The sequence below is a fragment of the Gordonia sp. DT219 genome, from assembly GCF_049847065.1.
Lineage (GTDB): Bacteria > Actinomycetota > Actinomycetes > Mycobacteriales > Mycobacteriaceae > Gordonia.
Genome location: NZ_JBNCNR010000009.1, coordinates 1 through 22,855, shown reverse-complemented (window position 1 = coordinate 22,855; position 22,855 = coordinate 1). Strand labels below are relative to the sequence as shown.

The 22,855-nt window shown below is 63.8% G+C and carries 27 protein-coding genes and 1 pseudogene; 11 read left to right on the top strand and 17 right to left on the bottom strand.

The features are described from left to right. The first annotated feature begins 88 nt into the window (after positions 1–88). The 4 genes and pseudogenes from ACPXB3_RS12640 to ACPXB3_RS12625 all read left to right on the top strand — a co-directional run bounded on the left by ACPXB3_RS12640 (position 89) and on the right by ACPXB3_RS12625 (position 2,852). Positions 89–871, top strand: a complete 783-nt coding sequence (locus ACPXB3_RS12640; protein WP_425705289.1) for a hypothetical protein — start codon at positions 89–91, stop codon at positions 869–871. A 185-nt stretch (positions 872–1,056) separates the two neighbouring features. Beyond that, positions 1,057–1,523 (top strand): annotated as a pseudogene (locus tag ACPXB3_RS12635) (hypothetical protein). A gap of 410 nt (positions 1,524–1,933) precedes the next feature. Then, positions 1,934–2,104 (top strand): hypothetical protein, encoded by a 171-nt coding sequence (locus ACPXB3_RS12630; RefSeq protein WP_425727795.1) that lies wholly within the window; start codon positions 1,934–1,936, stop codon positions 2,102–2,104. A 55-nt stretch (positions 2,105–2,159) separates the two neighbouring features. Next, positions 2,160–2,852: a DUF4396 domain-containing protein gene (locus ACPXB3_RS12625; protein ID WP_425727794.1), complete on the top strand. Its 693-nt coding sequence runs from the start codon at positions 2,160–2,162 to the stop codon at positions 2,850–2,852. A gap of 71 nt (positions 2,853–2,923) precedes the next feature. On the opposite strand, the gene ACPXB3_RS12620 is transcribed toward ACPXB3_RS12625, so the two are convergent. Together ACPXB3_RS12620 and ACPXB3_RS12615 are read right to left on the bottom strand one after the other, a co-directional pair. Beyond that, positions 2,924–3,394, bottom strand: a complete 471-nt coding sequence (locus ACPXB3_RS12620) for a hypothetical protein (protein WP_425727793.1) — start codon at positions 3,392–3,394, stop codon at positions 2,924–2,926. A 278-nt stretch (positions 3,395–3,672) separates the two neighbouring features. Then, positions 3,673–4,065 (bottom strand): hypothetical protein, encoded by a 393-nt coding sequence (locus ACPXB3_RS12615; RefSeq protein WP_425705294.1) that lies wholly within the window; start codon positions 4,063–4,065, stop codon positions 3,673–3,675. A gap of 558 nt (positions 4,066–4,623) precedes the next feature. Between ACPXB3_RS12615 and ACPXB3_RS12610 the strand changes: the two genes are divergently transcribed. Beyond that, on the top strand, positions 4,624–5,340 hold the full coding sequence (locus tag ACPXB3_RS12610; protein ID WP_425727792.1) for a hypothetical protein: 717 nt from the start codon (positions 4,624–4,626) through the stop codon (positions 5,338–5,340). Here the strand turns inward: ACPXB3_RS12610 and ACPXB3_RS12605 are convergent. After that, the gene (locus ACPXB3_RS12605) at positions 5,285–5,857 is read right to left on the bottom strand and encodes an SRPBCC family protein (RefSeq protein WP_425705296.1); all 573 of its coding nucleotides are present in this window, start codon (positions 5,855–5,857) and stop codon (positions 5,285–5,287) included. The genes ACPXB3_RS12610 and ACPXB3_RS12605 overlap by 56 nt on opposite strands. Positions 5,858–5,915: 58 nt before the next feature. Beyond that, positions 5,916–7,379: an NAD-dependent succinate-semialdehyde dehydrogenase gene (locus ACPXB3_RS12600; RefSeq protein ID WP_425727791.1), complete on the bottom strand. Its 1,464-nt coding sequence runs from the start codon at positions 7,377–7,379 to the stop codon at positions 5,916–5,918. Between the two features lie 9 nt (positions 7,380–7,388). On the opposite strand from ACPXB3_RS12600, the gene ACPXB3_RS12595 reads away from it, so the two are divergent. Next, positions 7,389–7,589: a hypothetical protein gene (locus ACPXB3_RS12595; RefSeq protein WP_425727790.1), complete on the top strand. Its 201-nt coding sequence runs from the start codon at positions 7,389–7,391 to the stop codon at positions 7,587–7,589. A 249-nt stretch (positions 7,590–7,838) separates the two neighbouring features. Here the strand turns inward: ACPXB3_RS12595 and ACPXB3_RS12590 are convergent, their stop codons facing one another. From ACPXB3_RS12590 to ACPXB3_RS12555, 8 genes are all read right to left on the bottom strand, one after another. Continuing rightward, on the bottom strand, positions 7,839–8,060 hold the full coding sequence (locus ACPXB3_RS12590) for a hypothetical protein (protein ID WP_425705298.1): 222 nt from the start codon (positions 8,058–8,060) through the stop codon (positions 7,839–7,841). Further along, positions 8,050–8,316, bottom strand: a complete 267-nt coding sequence (locus tag ACPXB3_RS12585) for a toxin HicA (protein WP_425727789.1) — start codon at positions 8,314–8,316, stop codon at positions 8,050–8,052. Before ACPXB3_RS12585 ends, ACPXB3_RS12590 begins: the two co-directional genes overlap by 11 nt. 105 nt (positions 8,317–8,421) lie before the next feature. Beyond that, on the bottom strand, positions 8,422–9,165 hold the full coding sequence (locus tag ACPXB3_RS12580; RefSeq protein WP_425727788.1) for an enoyl-CoA hydratase/isomerase family protein: 744 nt from the start codon (positions 9,163–9,165) through the stop codon (positions 8,422–8,424). Beyond that, the gene (locus ACPXB3_RS12575; RefSeq protein ID WP_425704997.1) at positions 9,162–10,352 is read right to left on the bottom strand and encodes an LLM class flavin-dependent oxidoreductase; all 1,191 of its coding nucleotides are present in this window, start codon (positions 10,350–10,352) and stop codon (positions 9,162–9,164) included. The genes ACPXB3_RS12580 and ACPXB3_RS12575 overlap by 4 nt, the downstream gene beginning before the upstream one ends. Further along, a complete protein-coding gene (locus tag ACPXB3_RS12570; protein WP_425727787.1) occupies positions 10,345–11,730 on the bottom strand; it encodes an MFS transporter in 1,386 nt (461 codons plus the stop codon). The genes ACPXB3_RS12575 and ACPXB3_RS12570 overlap by 8 nt, the downstream gene beginning before the upstream one ends. Beyond that, a complete protein-coding gene (locus tag ACPXB3_RS12565; protein WP_425727786.1) occupies positions 11,727–12,674 on the bottom strand; it encodes a dihydrodipicolinate synthase family protein in 948 nt (315 codons plus the stop codon). The genes ACPXB3_RS12570 and ACPXB3_RS12565 overlap by 4 nt, the downstream gene beginning before the upstream one ends. Further along, on the bottom strand, positions 12,674–13,129 hold the full coding sequence (locus ACPXB3_RS12560) for a GlcG/HbpS family heme-binding protein (RefSeq protein WP_425727785.1): 456 nt from the start codon (positions 13,127–13,129) through the stop codon (positions 12,674–12,676). Before ACPXB3_RS12560 ends, ACPXB3_RS12565 begins: the two co-directional genes overlap by 1 nt. A gap of 33 nt (positions 13,130–13,162) precedes the next feature. Beyond that, positions 13,163–13,306 carry a hypothetical protein gene (locus ACPXB3_RS12555; protein WP_425727784.1) on the bottom strand — a complete coding sequence of 48 codons (144 nt, stop codon included), beginning with the start codon at positions 13,304–13,306 and terminating at the stop codon, positions 13,163–13,165. A gap of 311 nt (positions 13,307–13,617) precedes the next feature. On the opposite strand from ACPXB3_RS12555, the gene ACPXB3_RS12550 reads away from it, so the two are divergent. Continuing rightward, complete coding sequence (locus ACPXB3_RS12550) at positions 13,618–14,328, top strand: GntR family transcriptional regulator (RefSeq protein ID WP_425727783.1); 711 nt, start codon at positions 13,618–13,620, stop codon at positions 14,326–14,328. A gap of 11 nt (positions 14,329–14,339) precedes the next feature. Here the strand turns inward: ACPXB3_RS12550 and ACPXB3_RS12545 are convergent, their stop codons facing one another. Further along, on the bottom strand, positions 14,340–15,044 hold the full coding sequence (locus tag ACPXB3_RS12545; protein WP_425727782.1) for a helix-turn-helix transcriptional regulator: 705 nt from the start codon (positions 15,042–15,044) through the stop codon (positions 14,340–14,342). A gap of 181 nt (positions 15,045–15,225) precedes the next feature. Between ACPXB3_RS12545 and ACPXB3_RS12540 the strand changes: the two genes are divergently transcribed. The 3 genes from ACPXB3_RS12540 (at position 15,226) to ACPXB3_RS12530 (ending at position 17,435) form a co-directional block, all read left to right on the top strand. Then, the gene (locus tag ACPXB3_RS12540; protein ID WP_425727781.1) at positions 15,226–15,984 is read left to right on the top strand and encodes a transporter substrate-binding domain-containing protein; all 759 of its coding nucleotides are present in this window, start codon (positions 15,226–15,228) and stop codon (positions 15,982–15,984) included. Positions 15,985–16,059: 75 nt separating this feature from the next. Then, positions 16,060–16,716: an amino acid ABC transporter permease gene (locus ACPXB3_RS12535; protein ID WP_425727780.1), complete on the top strand. Its 657-nt coding sequence runs from the start codon at positions 16,060–16,062 to the stop codon at positions 16,714–16,716. Then, positions 16,713–17,435, top strand: coding sequence for an amino acid ABC transporter ATP-binding protein (locus tag ACPXB3_RS12530; RefSeq protein ID WP_425727779.1), 723 nt, complete (start codon positions 16,713–16,715; stop codon positions 17,433–17,435). Before ACPXB3_RS12535 ends, ACPXB3_RS12530 begins: the two co-directional genes overlap by 4 nt. A gap of 543 nt (positions 17,436–17,978) precedes the next feature. Here the strand turns inward: ACPXB3_RS12530 and ACPXB3_RS12525 are convergent. The 3 genes from ACPXB3_RS12525 to ACPXB3_RS12515 are packed head-to-tail and all read right to left on the bottom strand — an operon-like array spanning position 17,979 to position 21,225. Continuing rightward, complete coding sequence (locus ACPXB3_RS12525; RefSeq protein WP_425727778.1) at positions 17,979–19,451, bottom strand: AtzH-like domain-containing protein; 1,473 nt, start codon at positions 19,449–19,451, stop codon at positions 17,979–17,981. Beyond that, positions 19,448–20,533, bottom strand: coding sequence for an acetamidase/formamidase family protein (locus ACPXB3_RS12520; RefSeq protein WP_425727777.1), 1,086 nt, complete (start codon positions 20,531–20,533; stop codon positions 19,448–19,450). Before ACPXB3_RS12520 ends, ACPXB3_RS12525 begins: the two co-directional genes overlap by 4 nt. Positions 20,534–20,538: 5 nt before the next feature. Then, positions 20,539–21,225, bottom strand: coding sequence for a FadR/GntR family transcriptional regulator (locus ACPXB3_RS12515; RefSeq protein WP_425727776.1), 687 nt, complete (start codon positions 21,223–21,225; stop codon positions 20,539–20,541). Between the two features lie 78 nt (positions 21,226–21,303). Here ACPXB3_RS12515 and ACPXB3_RS12510 point away from each other — a divergent pair, with 78 nt between their 5' ends. Further along, positions 21,304–21,975, top strand: a complete 672-nt coding sequence (locus tag ACPXB3_RS12510) for a YoaK family protein (RefSeq protein ID WP_425727775.1) — start codon at positions 21,304–21,306, stop codon at positions 21,973–21,975. Positions 21,976–21,995: 20 nt separating this feature from the next. Here ACPXB3_RS12510 and ACPXB3_RS12505 read toward each other — a convergent pair whose 3' ends face one another. Then, positions 21,996–22,697, bottom strand: coding sequence for a GntR family transcriptional regulator (locus ACPXB3_RS12505; RefSeq protein ID WP_425727774.1), 702 nt, complete (start codon positions 22,695–22,697; stop codon positions 21,996–21,998). Positions 22,698–22,855: the final 158 nt, after the last annotated feature.

The following is a 22,855-nucleotide window of genomic DNA, read 5'->3' as shown; positions in this document are numbered from 1 at the left end:
CGATAGGACTGTCCCGGTTCCCACCATTGCCTTCCCGCCCGGCACGTGTCACTGTCGCTGGCACATAGCGCCAACACCGAGGAGTGTCATGACCAGTACGCCCGACGACCCCGGCCGCCCACCGAATCCGGATGAGGATCCGCAGAATCCGGGGTATGCGCCGCCGGGCGGCGGATACGTTCCCCCGCAGGGCTGGCAGGGCCCGCCGCCGAACGCGGTTCCCGGGTACGCCCCGCCACCGCCGCAACTCGAGATCGGCGTCGCCCTGACCTACGGCTGGAACAAGTACAAGGCCAACGCAGGCAACTGGATTCTGTTCACGCTCATCACTTTTGTCGTCGTCGGTCTGATCAACGGTGCAGTGCGCGGATTCCACTACGACTCGGTCTTCAACGGACAGAGCATCGTCGCGTCGCTGGTGTCGGGGATCTTGAGCGTGCTCGTGGAGGCCGCGTTCACCCGCGGAGCGCTCAATGAACTCGACGGACGGAAACCAGCCTTCGGCGACTTCTTCAACTGGAACAACCTCGCACAGGTGTTCCTCGCGGCGATCCTCGTGTGGGCCATCACGACCATCGGCTTCATCCTGATCATCATCCCGGGCCTCATCGCGACGTTCTTGCTCTGGTACACCTTGGCTTTCGCGATCGACCGTGACCTCTCGGCCACCGACGCCATCAAGGGGAGCTTCGAGTTGACGTCGAAGAACGTCGGCACCCTGCTGTTGCTGGCGATCGTCGTGGTGCTGCTGAACATCGTCGGCGCGGTGCTGTGCCTCGTCGGGCTGCTGGTGACCGGGCCCGTCACGCTGATCGCGTCCACCTACGCCTACCGCGTGCTCTCCGGCGGGGTGGTGAGTCCGGCGCAGTAGCGGGGCACCCGAATTCGGTAGCGCCCGCCGATCCCCCGATCAGGGGAGGCGGAGATCCACCGGCAAGACCGCCGGTCGGCGGAGTCCGCATCGTGCCCGTCGGGGGCAGAGTCAGTGGTGTCAGAAAGACACCGCAGCCCAAGCCCCACAACGGGACCCGGACTCCGCCAGATCAGGAGCACGCCATGACCATCTCGAAGAGCACCAAGAACCGCACCGTCGCCGTTCTCGCCGGCACCGGAATCGCGGCCGCACTCGCCGTCGCCGGCGCCGGGCTCGCCTCCGCCGGCACGGTTCCGGTCAGCACCCCGGCGAGCCGACGGTCGCGATGACCCTGACCAACCACACCGACCGCACCGAATGGCTGGCCGGTGCCAATCCCGGTACCGGGCAGTGGGTGCAGGCGCCGCACCTGTCGCTGGCCCCGGGCGCCTCGGAGACCATCGTGTCGAATGCGCCGTCGAGCCCTTACGAGACCGTCTTCGTCAACTACCGGGTCGGCGCCTTCGGTCCGACGGCCACCTACAACATCGAGAATGTGCGCGGCGACGTCAACACCGACATGACCGGCCTCTCGGGCGGTCACTACTTCATCGACGCCCACATCGACACCGGATACCCGAACGTCAACGTCGGCTACGACCTGTGGTGAGTGCCGGGTCGACCGCCGTCCGCCTCGCCGATGCTGCGCTCATCGGCGTGGTCGAAAGTGGTGCGGCACTACGTAACTCGCGTCGATCGCTCCTGGGTGTCGGTCCTGTCGCCAGCCCCGACACCTCGAACTCGACATCCTGATCGTCGAGGCCGCAGGTCAGAGTTGATCGGCTGTGCGGCCCTACCGACCCGATGCCCGCCCGTTTTCAGTCATTCCCGAAGTAGCAAATCGGCAAAACCCCAGGTCGTCGGCCGCCGGTACTTTGCGGAATGACTGAAAATGGGCGTTACTGGTCGATGGTGGCTCGCAGGCGTAGCGTCGGGATCAAGGTCCAGCCCGGAGCCGCCCGAGGTCGGACGATGTGCGCCTCGACCTCGGTGACCACGTCATTTACGTGAGGAGTCCCGATGAACCAGCCAGTTCCCAACCCACCGCCACCGCCGCAGCCGACTCCGGCGCCCGAGCCCATCCCGGAGCCGCCACCGGAACCGCCGATTCCGGTACCCACCCCCGAACCACAGCCGGCGCCGCCCGCGCCGCCCCAACCAGACCCGGAGCCACGGCCGACGGTGATCTGAGCGAGTCGCTCGGTACAAGGACGCCGACGAGCAGCTCGAGCGAGGACAGGAGTCGATGACACCGCAGTGGCTTTCGATCCTCGCCGTGATGTCGCTGTCCATCGCCGGTCTGTGCGCGGTCGCGATCCTGGCCGACACCTACCTCCTCGGGTACCGGCAGCCGATGCGGATCATGGAGGCCGTTTGGCCGGTCACAGCCCTGTACGCAGGCCCGGTCGCGGTGTGGGCGTACCTCCGATTCGGACGACCCATGACCGACCGGTGGAAGCGTCGCCATGACGTGGACCAACCACCCGACAAGCCGCATTGGGCCTCAATTGGGTTGGGCGTCAGTCACTGTGGCGCCGGATGCACGCTCGGCGACATCATCGCCGCCTTCGTGGTGTTCGCGCTGGGCCTCCAGGTGGCCGGTAGCGCCCTCATCCCGGAACTGATCGGCGACTATGTGCTCGCCCTCCTACTGGGAATCCTGTTCCAGTATGCGGCGATCGCGCCCATGCGAAAGCTCGGACTCCGCGACGGGCTGATCGCCGCGGCCAAGGCAGACATCCTCTCGCTCACGGCTTTCGAGGTGGGGCTGTTCATCTGGATGATCCTCGTCAGCACCGTGTTCTTCACGCATCCGCACCTGCACCCCGTCGAGGCCACGTACTGGTTCATGATGCAGATCGGGATGCTGCTGGGCTTCGCCACGGCGTGGCCGGCGAATGTCTGGCTCATCCGGCGCGGAATCAAGGAGGCGATGTGATCCCGTGCCGCCGCAGCCAAAAGCAACCGATATCGAGCTCTACGCTCCGCCTCGACGGCTTTCATGGCCAGCTACGAGCTCGACCACTCAAGGCCGAGAAGTGCCATCGCGCGGATGAGGTTCGGGTCCCCAGGATTGATGTGGATGTGTTCGAGAACCGTGACGTGTGGGCTGACCTCAGGGTCTGTGGCGCGCTCGTAGATCGCCCACATGCATAGGTTGTCGCCGTGCCGCGACTCGAACTCGATGCCGTTGACGGCCACGTCGCCGTGATCGGATAGGCCGTAGATCCCGCGTGAGATGGCTTGAGTGAGTTCGCGCGGCCGCCCGTCGCGGAGTGCGGCCGTATCGAGGTCGTCCAACCCGCGTCGGATTGCCATGGACCGGAACAGCACGCGCAGGGTGGCAAGACTATCGGGGGCAGCCGGGACCGCGAAACGTCCTGTCAGAGAGCCTTGTCCGAGCATCCGAGCATCGCACCATGATGGTGGGAGTTGCCCTGGGGGCAGGGTCGGGTATTGCAACTCGTCCTCGTCGTCCACCGCGATCTCGTTGAGATCCGCGACAATCTGAGGGCTGGGGCGAGCGAATGCGAGAACCTCGAGGTAGCAGGCGAGGGGAGTGTCCGCGCAGTAGAGGGTGCGCCACAGTCCGTCGGGATCATCCCAGCGGCCGGCGAATCGACCGTTGGTGGCATACTCCTATGGCGTCCATTCCCACGGCTGTGGGGTGTACCCGACCCGGTGGATGGGCGTGCCGGTGCGGATAGTCGCGATGATCGGCCCGCGCGGAGTGGTGATCACCGAGTGCCGTGGTTGCTTCACCCGACCGCGGCGAATTGTCGGGCAGCGGCGAGAACCATCGGTCCGACGTCGGCGAGTTCCCCGTCGCGCAGCAGAAGGGCAGGCGCGCGGTCGTCGAGGACGGGGTTGAGGCCCTGAAACCAGGCTTGTGCAACAGCTGTGGTGTCACGTGCGGCGATCAGCCGGGCGGCTCGGTAGGCGATACGGAGCCGTTCGACGTCCTCCGGATTGGCGATGGTGCGGGTGCCCTCAGCCCACTGCCGGACCGCACGGGTTTCCTTGACCCGGCCCAGGTAGGCGACAAGCCTCGCGCCGAGCAAGTCGCGCAGGGCAGCGACGAGTTCGGGCTGAGACATCCGTGCTGCGTCGTTGTAGGCGGCGAGATCGGGACGGGGATGTGCTGATGTCATGTGATCACCTCTCGATCACAGGGTAGATCACATACTCGATGGCTGTCGATGTCAGTCAGAGCTTGGACCGCCATTCGCGGATGGCCTTTGCGGTGTCGGCCGGCCGCCTGCGCTCGGGCTCGACTGTTTCCAGTCATGCGCGGAGTAGCGCGGCCACAGAACCCCAGGTCGCGGCGAAACGATACTTCAGGAATGACTGAAAACGGGCGGCGCGGTCGATGCGGTGGTCGTCGCCCGGACTGCGACCGAGCTGCAGTCGGCTTCATGCGCCACCCAGCCGGCCGCGTCGACCCCGTCGCGCTCCACCACCGCCCCCGACGACGCCGACGCGGCGAGGCGCGGTTCCGTACCATACGGCAAGGTAAAACGACCGACACGCGGATTTAACAAATATGCTGTGCGGCACCGTTTTTGACCTGATTCGGCCGGCCGATCACCCCTTCGGACGCAGATGTACAAGTGGGTCAGCCGGAATGTCCAATGTGCGCAGTACCTCACCCCTGCGTGATCAACACATGATGTGTGTCACCCGATCTGGCACACGACATGGAGTGATCGATGACCCCGACAAGCGCGCTGCATGCGCCCCAGCTGATCGCGAACAGCGAGATGCTGTACCTGGTGTGGATTCCGGCGGACAAGGAGGCGGCGGCAGCGCTCGTCCCGGACGGTCTGACGCCGCGGACCGACGGTGCCGTCTACATGAACCAGTACCTGATCCGCGACGCCGGCCAGACCTCGAACGGGGCCGAGGCCGTCGACGGCTTCGGCGTCTACTCGCTGACCTACCTCGGTGCAGATCTGGCCGGCCTCGACACCGAGGCCGGGACCCCGGCCCGGTGGTGGACGCACTACTTCAACAGCTCCGAGTCGATGAACCGATACGCCGAAGAGCGTGGGGTTCCGGCGTCGCCGGGCAACACGACGCTGGAGGCCGACGGCGGCCGCATCGTCGCGACGACCAGCATCGACGGCCGTCCGGTCATCCGCACGACCGCGCGTTTTGACGACTCCCTCGCCCGCGGGACCGGCCAGCTCCGCTACATCACCCGCGATCCCGAAACGCAGGAGTTCATCAGCGGGCGCTACCCGTTCGTGATGGATTCGCACGGCGGTTTCGCCGTCGAATCCCTCGAATTCCTCGACCCGAGCCACGACGTGTACGCACTTCGTCCGGCCGACCCGCTGGAAGTGACCTTCGGCTTCTATTCGCCCGACATCACCTTCTGCTACCCGGGCGGCGAAGGGCCGCTCGGCTCGTTCCACGGCAGCTGACTCGCCACGCTGAACCACCCCCCCGGCACCACCGAAGTTGCCCACGAAATCCCTGACCGACAGCGGGCACCCGCCCGCGCCACAGCCCAATGAAAGGCAAACGCACATGGCACTTCTCGAGCGCAGCGAGTGGTACGACCTCGCACGTGCAACCGAATGGACGCCGACCTACATCACGATGGATGAGCTGTTTCCGCCGGAACACGATCTCGGTGCTGTAGGCGACGAGTGCACGGTCGTCGTCGATCTCGAAGACGTCGACCGTTCCGAGGTGATTCCGGATCGGCAGATCACCGCCGACGGTGCGGTACTGCATGCGGCGCAGCCCGCCATCGAGGGTCACGATCTCCTCGATGAGTGTGCTGCCGTCGGTGAGGACGACGGTGCGCTGCTTCATGTCGCCGCCCGACGACAGCATTCCGGGAAACCACCGGCTGATGTTCGGGACGTCTCGGATCACCTGCCACACGGCGTCGGCGCTGCGGTCGACGAGCACGGACGAGCGGAGCGGAGCCATGGGACACCTTGCTTTCTGAATGGGTTGGCGGGTGTGGGGACGCTTCTGGCGGGACGGGTCAGAGCGACGGCGGCAACGCGATGTACTTCGTGTTCAGGTATTCGTGGATGCCCTCGGTGCCGCCCTCGGACCCGTTGCCCGACGCCTTGACCCCGCCGAACGGGGCGGCCGCATCGGAGATGACGCCCCGGTTCACGCCGACCATTCCTGATTCGAGCCTGCGCGAAACCCGTTGGACCCGAGCGAGATCCGTGGAGTAGAAGTAGGCGGCCAGACCGTACTCGGTGCTGTTCGCCAGCGCGATGCCCTCGTCTTCGGTCTCGAATCCGACGATCGCGGCCACCGGACCGAAGATCTCCTCGGAGAGAATCGCGCTTCCCGCCGGGATGGCGTCGAGGACGGTCGGGGCATAGAACGATCCGGGGCCGTCGACGACGGCACCGCCGGTCCGGATTCGCGCGCCACGGTCGGCTGCGTCGTCGACGAGGCGTGCGATGCGATCGCGCTGGCGGTCGTTGACCATCGGGCCGACGATGGTGGACTCGTCCCAGCCCGCCCCGACCGTCATCGCGGCGATGCGGTCGGCGAGTCTCGACGTGAACTCCTCGCGGACGCCGTTCTGCACGAGGATGCGGTTGGCCGCGGTGCAGGCCTCGCCGCCGTTGCGCATCTTCGCGGCGATCGCGCCTTCGACGGCGGCGTCGAGGTCGGCGTCGTCGAACACCAGGAACGGGGCGTTGCCGCCGAGCTCCATCGACACGCGCAGCACCTGGTTGGCGGACTGTTCGATGAGCTTGCGGCCCACCTGCGTCGACCCGGTGAACGAGATCTTCCGCAGGAGCGGGTGGCGCATCAGGGTGGCGACGACGTCGACGGCGTTCATCGTCGGCAGCACCGAGAGCACACCGGCCGGCAGGCCGGCTTCGGCGAACGTCGCCGCCAGCAGCAGCATGGTCAGCGGAGCGTCCTCGGACGGTTTGACGATCATCGTGCAGCCGGCCGCCAGTGCCGGGCCGATCTTGCGGGTGCCCATCGCGAGCGGGAAGTTCCATGGGGTCACGGCCAGGCACAGGCCCACCGGCTCTTTGGTGACGACGATGTTCCCGGCGCCCGACGGTGCGGTGGTCGTCCGGCCGTTGATCCGGACGGCTTCCTCGGAGAACCACCGCAGGAACTCCGCACCGTAGGCGACCTCACCGAGACTCTCGCGCAGCGGCTTGCCCATCTCCAAGGTGATCGTCTGGGCGAACTCGTCCTTGCGGGCGGTGACGAGGTCGAACGCGCGGCGCAGGATGTCCGCACGGACGCGCGGGGGAGTGGCCGCCCACTCGGCGGCGACGTCTGCGGAGCGCTCGACCGCGGTGAGGGCGTCCTCGACCGAGGAGTCGGCGACGGCGAGAAGACTCTCCCCGGTCGCCGGATTGAGCACGTCGAACGTGGCGCCAGAAGATGCCGGCCGCGGCTCGCCACCGATCCACGCTCCCCGCGGCAGCGAGGCGAGCAGTGCGTCGAACGAGGCCATGGGGCTCCTTTGATCGAGGTGATGCGGTTGATCGAGGTGATGGGGTTGATCGAGGTGATGTGCCGCCGTTCCCGGGCAGTGGTCCTCATCCTCGCCGCGATCGACGCGTCTGTCGAGTGCCAGAATGGCCAACTGCACGGCTACGGCTCATCCTTCGGCGACGTTGCATCTCTAACGCGGATCTGCGGGGTGTCGATCGCGAGGGGGTGAGGTGCTGGGGATGTGCCGGCGGGGTCCACTGTTGGAACCGGCGGGATCGAGGACATCTTCTGGTCCGAACGCGCATACGTGGGTGCCACCGTTCGTTACCGAATAGAGTGCGGCATAGCGTGTTTGGGGAGAAGGCTTGATCGGTTGCGTCGTACTTGACCGACAGTGCGCCATCAAACGCCGCCGCCCCTGATCCGAAGTGGATCAGGGGCGGCTTTCGTCATTGCGGGACTAGAACACTCGGTGGGACTAGAACACTCGCCGATCGCGCGTCTGCTCGACTGCCTCTTTGCGGAGGTCGGTGAGTACATCCCCGATGAGCTGCGCGAGCCCCTCCACGGCATCGTTCGGAGTGTCCGCAAGCCAAGAGAGCGACGGGAAGCTGGGGCTGGTGGCAACCCACTCCTCATCCTCGTTGGAATAGCTGACCAAGAACTCGGGCCGAGAGTTGGGGATCGTTTCAACTGACATCTTCGTGTCCATCCTGCTCGTACCATTTCACCGCCGCGAGAACCTGCCTTACCTGGTAGGCCTTCGCGGTTCCATCCTTGTTCTTCTGTATGTTCACTCTCGGGTCGCCCGCCCAAGGCATCTTGAACACTGCGTGGCTGCCGCCCGACTGCCGAGGGGCACCAAAGTACCGGCGACACACGTGCATGAGGTCGTCATATCGAACACCACTCGGACTAGAACGCATGGTGGCCAGCGTGCGTTCCAACTTGCCCATACGCGCAGGCTAGCTACCCACGATAGGCGCTCGACTGCTGTCTGCACACAGCTGACAGCCGACCTCACAGAATCACACGGATGTATTTCATCAATCCGGCGAGCATCACACCCCCGGAAACGCCGGCCGGCCGGCACTGAGCCAGCTGTCGAGTTCCGCGACGGCCTGGGTGGGCGGGTCGTCGAGTTCTCCGCGTTGCAGCCGTGTGGAGTAGCTCTTGAGCAGGCGCAGCGCTCCGGGCTCGGTGGCGAGGAGGCCTTCGGAGAGGGCAGCGGCCTCGTCGGCCAGCGCCGCATCCGGGACGACTCGACTGACGAGGCCGATCCGCAGCGCTTCTTCTGCCGGCATCGGGCGTCCGGTGAACACGAGGTCGGCGGTTGCTCTCGGTCCGACCAACGGCGGCAGGTACTCCGCGACGACGAGTGGGGCGAGCCCGTGCGCGACCTCGTCGAAGCCGAGCACGGCGCTCTCGGCGGCGATGGTGATGTCACTCTGCACCGCCAACCCGCTGCCGAAGCCGAGTGCTCGGCCCTGGACGACGCACACGCTGACGCCTTCGAAGGTTCGCAGGAGGTCGTTGGCGACCAGGATCAATTGCAGGGACTGTGCTTTGGTGATTCCTTCGGGCTTTTCGCCCTGATCGCGTCCCAGGCAGAAATCATCGCCGTCGGCTCGGATCTCCAGCAGCACCGGCCGTCGCTCGTGTACTGCGCGCAGGGCGTCGATCAGCTGGTTCATCGCGGCGTAGGTCAGCGTGTTGCTGCGCGCCGGGTTCGCGAGGGTGATCGTGCTGGCCGCGCCCTCATGGTGAAGTCGGACGAACTGGTCCACCGTGTCTGCTCCGTTCATGTCGTCACCACCGGGTCCGGGATGCGGAGACCGCGGGCGGTGAGGATCGGCAGTACCGCTTCGGCGAAGAAGTCCAGTTCCGGTCCGTAGTCGTAGAACCCGAGTTGCACGCCGTCGATGCCGGCGGCGTGCAGGCCTTCGATCTGGTCGGCGACGTCGGTCGGACTGCCGATGATCTGTACGTGGCCGCCCAGGACGCGGTCGGCCGGTACATGTTCGGGCCAGCCCTGCGCGTCACCGGCTTTGTGACGGGCGTCGTAGTTGACGATCGACGCCTTGTCGGCCTGCGCCACGATCCGGTCCCGGTAGGCGTAGGCCTCTTCTCTCGTCTCGCGGCAGATCACCATCGGGAAGACGATCGTCTTGTGCGGCCGTTGCGTCCGGGTGAAGGCAGCATCGATCTCGGAGGCGATGCCCGGCAACGACTTCATGGCATCATCGTACGGCGCCCCCGACCGGCTGGAGGTGAAGACGATGTCGGAATGGTCGGCCGCGAAGTCGAAGCCGGCCGCAGAAGCGCTGGCCGACACCATGATCGGCCGGCCGAACGTGGGACGAGGAGAAACGTAGGCGTCCTGCAGCTCATACCACGTGCCGCGGAAGGTCAGGTCCTCGTCGCCGGCCCACAGATCTTCCATCACCGACGTGAACTCGTCTGCCCGCCGGTATCTTTCGTCGTGCTCGATGCGGTTCATCCCGAACATGAGTGGTTCGCGGGCATCGTAACCGGTCACGATGTTGAGCCCGAAGCGTCCCTGGGCGATGTGATCGGCGGTGGCGGCGAACCTGGCCAGGTGCAGCGGATGCCACGACCCGTACAGGACGTGGACCGTCGAGATGGTGATGATCCGGCTCGTCACGGGCGCGAGGGCGACCGTGGAGATGAACGGGTCCAGGAAGTTCTCCCGATAGTTGGTCTCGCCGCCGAAACCGCCCTTCTTGACCCACTGCTGGAGGCCGAACACGAAGTCGAAGCCATAGGACTCGGCCTTCTGGGTGAGGTTGCGGTTGTACTCGAAATCCCAACGCGTGTCACGGGGATACGACGACTGGGAGAATCCGCCGGTCTGGGTCGGCAGGAACAGCCCGAGCATCATCGGTTGGCGGGCGATCCGTGACAGCGGGCTGGCCGGATCCTCCAGCGGGGACCGTGGCCGGGTGAGCGTGTCGCGTGTGCGGTCACTCATGTGCGCTCTCTTTCATTTTCTCGGTGGCGACGACCTGCGTCGGGCCGGGCAGCTCGGTGCCTCGTGTCTCCGGGCCGAGGAACCAGGTGACCAGCACGCCCAATCCGTAGGCGATACAACCGATCACGACGGCGGCCACCGCGATCGAGCCGAAGGCGGTGATCAGTGACGCGCTGATCAGCGCGCCGATCGCGGCCGGGAACCGCGCCAGGTTGAACACCAGGGTCATGCCGGTGGCGCGGACATTGGTCGGGAACAGCTCGCTGGGGTACAGCGCCAGCCAGGTCATCTGCCCGAGGGTGAAGAAGCCGTTGATGGCGGACCAGAAGATCAGGGACGCCCGATCATCGGGCAGCAAGAACAGGCAGGGTGTGAAGGCCACCGAGGCGACGAAGTAACCGAAGATCACCGGCTTGCGGCCGACGATGTCGGCGAGCCATCCGTTCACGAGATATCCGAGCACACCGGCGGCGTTGTAGACGAACACCACGAGGGTGACCGAGGCGGCGATGTCGCCGGTGGTGCCGGCCAGCATGGACTTGGCGTACACCGGAATCCACGTCGACACCGCCCACCAGCCGACCATCGACGCCAGCGCCCCGAACGTGAGCATGATGACGCGACGCCGGTAGTCGGGATGGGAGAACAGTTGGCGCAGACGGGGTTGCACGATCTCACCCGCGTCTGCGGTGCCCAGCACCCCGGACGCCAGCGCATCGGTCACGGCCTTACGCTGCTGATCAGCCTTGACCCACAGCGGGGAGTCGGAGGCGGAACGGCGGATGTAGAGGGTGAGCAGCGCCGGCAGCACGCCGATCACGTACATCCATCGCCAGTCGCCGGGGTTGCCCTGATTCACCAGCTGCCATACCCCGGTCGCGATGAGGAAACCCACACCGAAACCGCTCTGCAAGAGCGCGATCCGCAGGCCACGTCGCCGCGGAGGTGCGGTCTCGGCGACAAGCGTGCTTCCGCCGCCCCATTCCGCGCCCATGCCCAGCCCGGTGAAGAACCGCAGCAGCAACAGAATGCCGTAGGTCGGGGCGAGCGCGGTCAGTCCGGCACAGATCGCATACCAGAGGATCGACACCAGCATGACGCGTCGACGGCCGAACCGATCGGCCAGCACACCCGACACCAGGCCGCCGATCGCCCACGACAAGAGCGTGATCGCCAGGATGCCGCCGACGTAGTACGCATTGCGTCCGGCCGCGCCCGGTCCGACCAGATCGTTGACGACGAAGGACGCGACAAGCACCGTCGCGAATGTTTCGTAGCCGTCGAACATCCAGCCCATATATGCGCCGACGAAGGCGTGGCGCCGGCCGCTGCGCTCTCGCGCGTCGACAGCCGTCGGCGACTCGGTCGACGTGGTCATGTGGTGGCACCTTTCACGGTGTCGGGTGCGGCCGGATTCGGTAGTGCGGCAGGCAGATCGAGCGACTCGAGGTGCCGGGCCAGGCGTGCGGCGTCGTGTTCGGGCATCGGCTGGAACGGGGCGGCCGGCGCGCCGACGTCGTAGCCGAGGGCGCCCATCGCGGCCTTCATCGTCGTGGTGAGTCCGTACTTGGACCACAATGCCGGGAATATCCGAAAGTGCTTCTGCCACTGGGCTGCCAGAGCGTGGTCGCCGTTGCGGTAGGCGGCCACCACCCGTGAACCGACAATGGTCCCGGGCGGCGGCATCATGGCACCCGAACCGCCGAGGGTCAGCGTGGTGAGCAGGGCCTGCATGGTGGTGTAGTAGCGGGCGTGCCCGGCCTCGTCGATCTCGGCGCACAGTCTGCCGATCTTGATGAGGTCGCGGGAACTCTCCTTGAAGCCGACGATCCCGTCGATCGTGCTGAGCTCCACCATCGTCGCCACGTCGGCGTCGGTGCCCTGGCCCGGGTTGTGGTAGGCGATGATCGGCAGCGGGCTCGCGGCGGCGATCTGCTCGAAGTAGGTGACGAGATCGGTTGTGCTGGCCGGGTTTCCGCCAGGGTGACGGGGGATGAGTACCTGGGCGAAGTTAGCGCCGGCCGAGGCAGCGTGTTCGGCCAGGCGCACCACCTCGGTTGCCGACGCATGTGACACTCCGGCGAGCACGGGCACGCGTTTGTTGACCGTGTCGAGCGCTCCGGACAGGATCTCCTGCCGCTCCCGGAGCCCGAGGACCTGGTATTCGGTGACCTCGGCGCCCAGGACCGAGATGGCGTCGCAGTGCCCGGACAGGAGGTCGAGCAGATCGTCGAGGCGGGCGCGGTTGACGGTGCCGTCGGGTGTGAACGGGGTGAGTGCCGCCCCGATGACGCCGGTCGGAGGCGTGGTCGACGCCGGCATCAGCGCGCCCCCTCGGAGGATGCGGGTGACGCCGATCCGGCGATGTTCGCGTGCTCGACGGCATAGGCGGCGACGTCGTCGTCCTGCACGGAAGTTCCACCGCTCAAACCGATTCCGCCGATGACCCGGCCGTCGACGATGATCGGAATGCCACCGGCGATCACGTTGAAGTGTCCGTCATTGGTCTGGTTGATGCCCCAGGCGAGCCCGCCGGGTTGCGACACGCCGCCGTAGAACGCGGTGGTGTTGCGTGCGCCCGCCGCGGTGAAGGCCTTGTCGATCGCGATGGACACGCTGGTGATCTTCGCGTCGTCCATGCGGTCGAATGCGACGAGGTAGCCGCTCTCGTCGACGACGGCGATGCACATCGGCACGCCGATCTCGTTCGAACGTTCGGTGGCCGCATCGATCAACGTCTTGGCCTCGGTCAGGTCGATTCGCGAAACCTGCAGCATTGTTTCCTGCCCTTCTCGGTGTGGGGTGATTGGTCAGATGGTGGGTGGAAGTGCGAGACCGAGGTCCTCACGCAACGTGGTGCCGCGATAGGTCGCGCGGAACAGTCCTTTGTCCTGCAGTCGCGGTACGACCTCGTCGACGAAGGTTTCGAGGCCGTCGGGCAGGACGTCGATCATCAGGGGGAAGCCGTCCGCGGAAGGTTGTCGACGCGGTCGCGATGACCCCACGCACCCAAACGCATACCGAGCCCCATTGCCGTGGCGACGAGCATGAGCGACTCCCCAGCCTGCTGCACTCGGCCCACGACCTCCCTCGACTCTCCTGCGTATATGGCTGTCGACATCTGTCGACATATGTCTTCGTACCGCGGTAGCATCCAGTCCTCAAGACTTTTGAGCAGCGTGATCATTTAGTCGGGCGGGAATTCGTCAACGCCTGCACGGTCGGGTACAAGCAGTGGACAGCTGCAGTGAAACGAGGAGGGCACGTGGCACGACAAACCCGCGGGGAAGCTGAGGCCGTCGAGGAGTCCGGCGGCACGCGGGGCGCCCTGTACCAGGTGCTTCGTCAGGAGATCCTGGCCGGGAACCCGTCGCCGGGTGAGCCGCTCCATGAAGTGGCGCTGAGCAACCGGCACGGGGTGTCGCGCGCTCCGATCCGTGAGGCCCTGTTGCGTTTGGAGGCCGACGGCCTGGTCGAACGAGGTCCCCGCGGATCGGTCGTACGTACGCGGACACCCGACGAGATCTACGACATCTACCAAGTGCGCATCGCGCTGGAGGCCGAGGCGGTGGAGACGGCGATCCGGCACGCGACGGAGATCGACTTCGCCCGGCTCGCCCTGGTGCACGACAGTGCTGTCGCCGAGAAGGATCCGAATCGGGCGCGGCAGTTGCATGCACGCTGGCATCAGGTGCTGGCCGGGGCGTCCCGCAACCAGACGATCGGCGAGGTCCTCGAACGCCTCTCATCGCAGCTGGCGCTGTACGAGACACCGTCGCTGGCCGGCTCGGACAACCTGAAACACAGCCACGATGAGCATCTTCGAATCATCGAGGCGATGCGCGACAACGACGCCGCTCTGGCCCGCGAGCTGATCCGGACACACCTGCAACGAACCCGAGACGTACGTGTCAATTCGCTACTGCAGAGCGAGGGGTCGTTCGCGGTGTCGAACGCGACCGAGACTTCAAGCTGACCCGGCGAGACTCACGAACCGCCTGCCCCGGATTCGATTTCGTTGAGGTAGTTGTAGATCGTGAACTTGGATACCTTGAGTGCGTCAGCAACGAGATCGGTGGCTTCCTTGAGCATGAAGAATCCGCGTTCCCGGAGATTGCGGACAATCTCGACCTTCTGATGCTTCTTCAGGCTCGAGACGGGAGTGTTCTGCTGCTCGATGCAAGAGGTGAGCATTCGTTCGCTGAGCTCGTTCAGGTCGGAGACGAACTGCTCCCGCGCCGGATCGGTGTGGCCCAGATCCAGCCCTTCGAGTAGCGGTTCGCCCACGCCCGGCGGAAGTATTGCGCGGGCGATGCGCTCGATGGCTTCCCACTGCGACACATCCACGTTCACGCAGAGAGCGCCCTGTAGCTGACCGGTCGAGTCACGGACAAAGAACGTTGACGACCACAGGCGTCGTCCGTCAGGGGCGTGCGTCGTGTAGCCGACGATGCTGTCGGCTTGGTCATCGTTCACCGCTTGGCGCAAGAGCAGATCGGTGATGGGGTCACCCGGTTTGCGGCCGGTGAGCGTCCCGTGAATGGCAACGATCGAGCTGGGAAGCTTACTGAAGTCGTGGAGCACGATCTCGCATGACGATGGCAACGCGGCACCCAAGGGATCGACCATTCGCTCGAACATCGACATGAGCCGCTCGCCGTCCAGTGTCTTCTTAACCTGCGGGTAGTCCATCTCGCCCTCCCGTACGTACCCGGCGATCACACCGAGGCATCCGTTAACTCGTTGTTACTTTCTGCCAATGTATCCACAAGCCGCTTGCCACTGCGTTAGCATCTACTTCAACAGTCCGTTGAAGTACTGACTCGGCGCACCTCCGCGTGCCGAGTGTTCGTCACCCTGAGGAAGAGACACAGTGAAGCGAGTTCTGACCACAGCCATCCTATGTGCCGCCATCGTGGGACTGGCCGCCTGTACTACAGACGGTTCCGGGTCCACCGATGCATCGGGGAGGAAAAACGTCGAAGTCGGCATGATCAACAGTGGCCCCCCATTTGAATACATGGACAAGGGCCAACTTACCGGATTCGAAGTCGAGCTACTCTCCGACGTCGCGAAGAAGGAGAATTGGAACGTCTCGTACAAGTACATGAACTTCGACGCGATGATTCCGGCACTCCAGTCGCACACTGTCGACGCTGCGGCGGGCGGATTCTTTATCACGCCCGAACGAAAGAAGGCGATCTCGTTCTCGAATTCCTACTACAGCGATGGCAACGAGCTGGTGGTCTCGAAGGGTAGTGAGATCACGAGTCCTGAGATGCTGAAGGGCAAGAAGATCGTGGCGAAGAAGGGTGCCTCGAGTGCTGCCGCCGCCCAGAAGGTCGCGGATCAGTACGGCGCATCGGTGATACTTCTGCCTGATGAGCCCTCGATGTTCCTGGCATTGAGCAACGGCACCGCAGATGCGCTCGTCGACGATTCAGCAGTTATCGCCTACAAAGAAAAGACGGATGGCACAGAGCTTGTTGCAATAAAGCAGCTCGACCAAACTCCCGTCGGTTTGGCATTCCAGAAGAACAGCGAGCTTGTCGAAGGGTTCAATCAAGCGCTCACGCAGCTGGAGTCCGATGGCACTCTGGCGAAGCTGAAGACCAAATATCAAATGAACTGACCCTCAACGGCGGGCCGCCACCGCGGCCCGCCGTCTCAGAATGCAGCATTGCAGCGAATCGAAAGCCCATCTTACGTGAGCAATTTCTTCAATGTGCTAATTGACGCACTCCCGACGCTACTCAGCGGTATGAAGGTTACCGTCTATGTGACCGTCATATCGCTGGTCATCGCATCGATTCTAGGCCTTTGTCTATGTTTCATGACGTTGGCGAAGAGTGCAATCGTCCGCGGCATCGCGAGGGTGTATGTCAACATATTTCGTGGCACGCCTTTGCTGGTGCAAATACTATTCATCTATTTTGGAATTCCCAGTCTCCTCGGAATCCACATGGAGGCGATCTATGCCGGCATACTCGCGATGAGTCTGTATGTTACGGCATACATGTCGGAGATCTTCCGAGCCGGGATTCAGGGAGTCGATGCCGGCCAGTTCGAGGCCAGTGTGTCGATTGGACTCAAACGGCTGCAGATGATGCGGCTGGTGATCCTGCCGCAAGCGGTCCGGTCAGTCCTACCCGCATTTGTCAATCAATTCTCGATGACGATCAAAGATACCTCACTTCTTTCTGTGATCGGTATCGCCGAGCTCACGTTCCAGGGGCAGGAAATATACGCTGCCAACTTCGAGACGTTCACCATTCTCTTTGAGTTGGCGGTCCTCTATTTCATCATCGTCTACGTCTTGACCTTTATTTCCAGAATTTTGGAACGAAGGATGGCCCGTTCATGATTTCAGTCGAGAGTCTGCACAAACAATTCGGTGACAACGCAGTATTGAAGGACGTCAACCTCGAAGTCGCGCGTGGTGAGGTCGTCTGTGTCATCGGCCCATCGGGCGGAGGCAAGTCGACGCTTCTGCGGTGCCTCAACGGGCTGGAATCTCCGACAAGTGGTCGGGTTCTGGTCGAGGGGGAGGACATCACTGCTCGGCGTTACGACCTACGTGCGCTACACGTGAAGGTGGGGATGGTCTTTCAGCACTTCAACCTCTTCCCCCACCTCACTGCGGCGGAGAACGTAGCGCTCGGACCGAGGCATGTGCTCGGTCTGACACGTGACGAAGCCAGCGCAAAGGTCGAGAAACTCCTCGGTCAGGTAGGACTTGCCGATCGGGCAGACGCCAAACCCGCGCAACTCTCGGGTGGCCAGAAGCAACGCGTCGCCATCGCCCGATCACTTGCGATGGACCCGCACGCAATGCTGTTCGACGAACCTACATCGGCGCTCGACCCGGAACTCGTCGGAGATGTACTCGCCGTCATGCGGAATCTCGCAGAATCAGGCATGACGATGGTCGTCGTCACGCACGAGATGGGGTTCGCTCGCGACATATCCGATCGAGTGGTATTCATGGCGGACGGCTCCGTTGTCGAGACCGGCACTCCGGAACAGATCTTCAGCGAACCAGCACACGAGCGGACTCGCGCGTTCCTATCTCGGGTGCTCTGACGGCGGCCAATGAAAATGTGCTTGGGCCATTGTCACTTGCCGGTCGGCCTCACCCGCTGAAGATCAGGTGTGGCAAGCCCGAACTGTCCGCATGCCGTGGATCGGCCGGTGACGCTGGCAGTACAGTTCTTTGGCCAAGGTGCGTGACGGATTTCGAGGTGGCTGAAGGCGGACGAGTGGATCTCCACAGGCAGTCCTCTTTGGGAAAGTAGTTCTGTGACTTCGTCTATCAGCTCGCTGATGGACGGAAGCTCGCTGTGAAACCGAAGCGCGATGGCGTCTGCCAACTTGAGCTGGTGGATGTCGAACACGAGACTGGCTATTGCGCGTGGCGCGCAGAGAACTGAGATTCCGTGACGCCCCGAGTCCCGTGTCGGCGATGTCGCTACTACATCGACTGCAAGCAGAAGGGGATCGACCTGCTCGCCACGCAACCGTGCTGCGCTACGTCTCGACTGTTCGCGCTCGGCTTCGCGGAGTGTGGGAAACTCATCGGCGCGGCAGGGACCGTGATTGCCGACGACAATCGGAAACGTGTTCATATCACGGTGTCCCGTCGGACACTTTGACTGCCGACTTCTCGGCCCTCCGTCGATCACGATGTGCGTAGCCGATCAGGGTGAGGTCGCTGCCGCGGGGCCCCACGAACGACCTGCTGTACGGATGTACTGGGTCTTGTGGGACGGTCACAACAGGACGTCCGGTGATACCGGCGATGCACGTCAGGCGGAGCGTGTCTCGCCGATTCTGCTCGAGCTGGTCGCGGGAATCCCAGAGCCGCGGGATGGCCCCTGCAGTGGTCGGCATGATCACTACCGCATCGCCCAGGCGAGCGTCAATAGACTTGCGGAATCTCGTGAGCCGGTCACTCGCCGCGGCACGTTCGCGGGCGGAGACTTTCGACGCGGCGTCGAATCGGCTCCGCACGTCGCCCCGCAATGCGTCGGGGTGCTGCTCGATCCATGCTCCGTGGGTAAGCCACGCCTCGTAGGCTTGAACGACACGAAATGCGCCGTAGCACTCGTCGATCCAAGCGAATTCGTCTGCCACGTCATCCCACATGATCGGGTCGTCGGCAACCTTTAACGGATTCGAGCCTCCAAGGAGTTCTGTGGCCGCCACCGAGAGCAACTGCGGTCCCTTTGTGAGAAGGCCGACGGTGTCGAAGGACGGCGCCAGGGGAAGGACACCGGTGGTCGGGACGCTGCCGTGAGTTGTGCGCAGCCCCCAGAGTCCCTGGTAGCCGGCAGGTACACGGATGGAGCCTGCCGTGTCGGTGGCGAGTCCGATGGTCGCGTTCCCCAATGCGACTGCGGTGGCACAGCCACTGGATGAACCTCCGGGCAGACATCCCGGGGCGTTCGGGTTGACAGGCGTTCCGTAGTGCGGATTGATTCCGTCGATGGAGTAGGCGAACTGATCGGTTCGGGCAATGCCCCGAACCGAGGCACCCGCCGCCAGAAGACGTCGGAGGGATTCGGCGTGGGCCGATTGCGGCTCCTGCTCTTGGAGATACTCAGGGACACCGGCTCCGACCGAAAAACCTTTGACCGCGAAGAGATCTTTGACCGCGACTGATTCCCCACTGAGTGGTCCTACGCTCAACGGCGCGATGAGCGGGTCGCCGACGACACGCCACACAGAGGAGTCGAAGGTCGCTGGCGGCTCTGTTGTGTGTGCCGCAGCAACGGCCCATCCGGTATCGGAACGTCGCCACAATTGGGTCTGTAGACCGTGCCCTCCTCGAGCCGGCGCGGTAACCGCGACGATCAACGCGGTCTGTCGGTCGAGTACACGGACGTGCACATCGTCGAGTGTGCGTACCGGCCGCCCTCCACGGGCGCGACGGAAGGCGGAGATTTCGCCGTGTCCCACCAGAAGTCCACCGTTGTCACCGCGGAGGGTATCCGGACTCGACTGGAAGAGTTCGTCGAGGGCGACGAGGTCATTTGTCACAAACGCGTTCTCGTATCGGTAGAACGCGGCCAGGAGTCCATCGGGGACGTCTGCGCTCATAGTGCGAAGTCCTGCTTGCGGATTCGTGCATGGACTCCGGTCACGATGTCGACAACCTGCGAGATATTGAAATCCGTTGCAGCGCTGAGATATGCGAAAGCGTACGCCCGGCTCATCCCGTAGCGGAGTTGCAGCAGCGCAAGAGCAGCGCGGACACAATTCTGCATTGCAAGGTCGAGATCGCGATCTAGCCCGGTAGGCACCAGGTATTCCGCGGTCTCGACGACGGGAGCGGCCAGATAGCCGAACCTCTCCTCGGCTGCGTCGGCCTTGATCACATCAAAGGTCAGGGTAGCTCGTAGCGAGGCTTCCATCGCCGTTAGGGCGACCTCGCCGTCTCCCTGCGCGAAGTGCGGATCTCCGACGTAGGCCAGCGCACCCGGAACCTGCACGGGCAAATATAGTGTGCTTCCCGGGGTCAGCAAATTGATGTCGATATTTCCGCCGTGACGTCCAGGGGGGACAGAGTGCTGGCGGCCCTCACATGACGCTACGCCAATCAGACCAAGGAATGGATTCAACGGAAATCGAACAGACTGGGGCCCGTCGTCATTGAGCGGTAAGACTCCGAACTCCTGGCCGGTCGCATCTTGCGTCACCCGGGCGAACGCGCTGAACGTCGCGCCGCTTTCGGGCATCTCACCTGGAAGAGCGCCCTTTCCGTGACGATTCGAGATCACACCGTATGGCACACGACGCAGCATGTCATCAACGGTTATCGCAAGAACGTCACCGGGCTCTGCGCCGGCTATGGCTATGGGAGGCGAAACAACATGTGGCCCATCAGGCCCCAACTGGTGCGCGCGACCTGATTCGGTCAGTTCCTGTGCCTCGGTGAGGACAGCGTCCGGATCGACACCGTGCGAGCCGAAGAATCGTCTCGCGTCGCGGCCTTGATCAGCAAGCAATCCCTCGTGACTGAGCGTGTCGACGGTGACACTCTCGCCTGGGTTCATTGTCAAGCAAGGTGCGTCGTCAGGGCCGGGGAGCCAGCCCCAGAATTGCTGTTCGGGTTCACAGGGCAGGTAGTGCTGCCCAGCGATCGGACCGCCGCCTCGCTGCAGCACTGCGGGGTTCGCCATGGTTGTCAACTGGATTCCTCTACTAGTCGTGCCACGTCGCCGAGGTGGTCTCTCATCGCGGCGACGGCGGTGGGAACATCGTGGTCGGTGATGGCGCGGAGCAGTTGCTGATGTCCTTCGACGGAGCGCCGGCGTCCGGCGCGGGTCGAATGCGAGCGCAGCCGTACCGACCGCACCATCTCGTTCGTCAGCTCGCACAGGGAGACGAGCAATGGATTCCCAGATGCCGCGGCGATGACATTGTGAAAACGCATATCGAGTTCAAGGGACTCCGCCGGTGTGAGCCCAGCGTGCGATTCCGAAAGCGCCTGCTCCATGCGGACGAAGTCGGTCTCCGTTGCCCGTTCAGCAGCAAGGCCCGCGATCTGAGGTTCGATCAACAGCCGGAGCTCTGACGCGTGTGTACGTTCTGCGGTGCTGACATCAATAGCCTGAGTAAGGAAATCGACCGCGGCAGGTGCTCTGAGAACGGTCGTTCCCCGGCCTGGGGATCGTGCGATTCGGCCCCGCTCCTCTAGTTCTCGTAGGGCAGTTCGGACTGTGCCCCTTGATACATGCAATTGGTCGGCCAACTCACGCTCGGGGGGCAAGCGATCTCCGGGCGAGAGCTCGGTGTCGATGAGCCGTTCAATGTAAGCGCCGACGGCACTACTCGCTGAACGTGCATGATGGACAAACGATTGGGTGTTCATGACGCGCACCACCCATTGGACACTCTTGGTACACAGTTGGTTTGCATGGTGGACCAAGTATGGATCACTATGTAGGAGATGTCTACACAACTTGCGGCCGACACTCGGGCCACTTATCGACCCCAGACCGCCATGCTCGCACTGACTTTCTCGACCGGGATCATCGACGCGGTCGGCTACCTGCATCTGGACCGCGTCTTCACCGGCAACATGACCGGCAATGTGGTGATGTTGGGTATGGGGTTGGCGGGAGTCGATGATCTCCCGATCCTGGCGCCGGTTTTGGCTCTCACCGGATTCCTGTGCGGAGCCGCGCTGGGCGGCCGAACCCTGCGAGGCCGCGCATCCGGGTGGGCCAGCGCGACGGCGGGCTTGCTCAGTGCCGTGGCGGCGCTACTCGTCGTTGTGGCGGTCGTGCTCGCCGTCGATGATCACCCCGCCCGAGAGGTGGCGCTGGCGATAACAATGCTGCTCGGCATCTCTATGGGGATTCAAGCCGCAGCAGCTCGGCGGGTGGGTGTCACCGACGTGTCGACAGTAGTGGTGACCTCGACGATCACCGCACTGGGAATGGATTCCTGGTTTGGCAGCCAGGTGAAGGGCCATACTGCTCGACGAGTCTTGGCAGTGATCTTGATCTCCGCCGGTGCAGCAACCGGCGCATTCTTGCTGAAGTGGCACCCTTCAGCTGCCGTGGGGGTCGCAGCGGTCGTGACGATCTGCGTGGTGATCGGGGGGCATCGACGTTGATCGGCGCAGCGCCGGCCGGGTCAACGAAAGATCGCCGCCAAGTCGACGTCGGTTTGCGGCTTGTCGAAGACCAATGAACTTTCGACATCTTTGAGGTGCCGGACCATGATCTCTGCTGCTACATCCGGGTCGCGGCGTTCGATGGCGTCGGTGAGCAACACGTGATCGTCAGGTAGGCACGACGACGCGGTTGGTGCCTCATAGAGAAGAATGGTGAGGCACGTCAGTGCGGTGAGCTCGCGAAGCGTCCGCGTCATCGCGGCATTTCCTGCGAGTTCCGCTGCAAGATTGTGGAATTCGCCGACCAGCCGGATGATCGTCGGTTTGTCGTCGGCGTCGTGAGCCGCGTACTCGGCTTCGACGTGCTTGCGGAGTGCACGAATGTCGTCTTTGGTCGCCTTCTCTGCGAGCATCCGTGCAATTGCGGGCTCGATGACGCGACGTGCCTCGAGCGTGTCGGACGCCTGGTCGATACTCGGCTGCGCGACGAACGCCCCGCGGTTGTGGATGATCGCCACGATCTGTTCATGCTCTAGCCGTGTGAGGACCTTCCTGATCTTGGAACGCGTGACTCCAAAGATCTCGGCAAGCTTCTCCTCGGGGAGCTTAGTCCCAGGCTGTAGCTGGTGGGAGAGCACCGACTCATACACCTTCAGGTACACCTCGTCGGTCTCGTCGTCACCCAACGAGATGAAATGTCCACGCGTATCGGGTAGAGCCATTGCGCCCCTTTTCGGTATGTACTCCGTTGTCATGAGCCATCGACGCCCGAACTGCTAGAGGACCTTGCCGGAGGAAAGATGGGCTCTTGTGATGTAGGTGTGGGTGGTTTGAGCGTGGCGTAGGGCGCAACGCCGGTGTCTCGCTTAAGGTTTGGTTT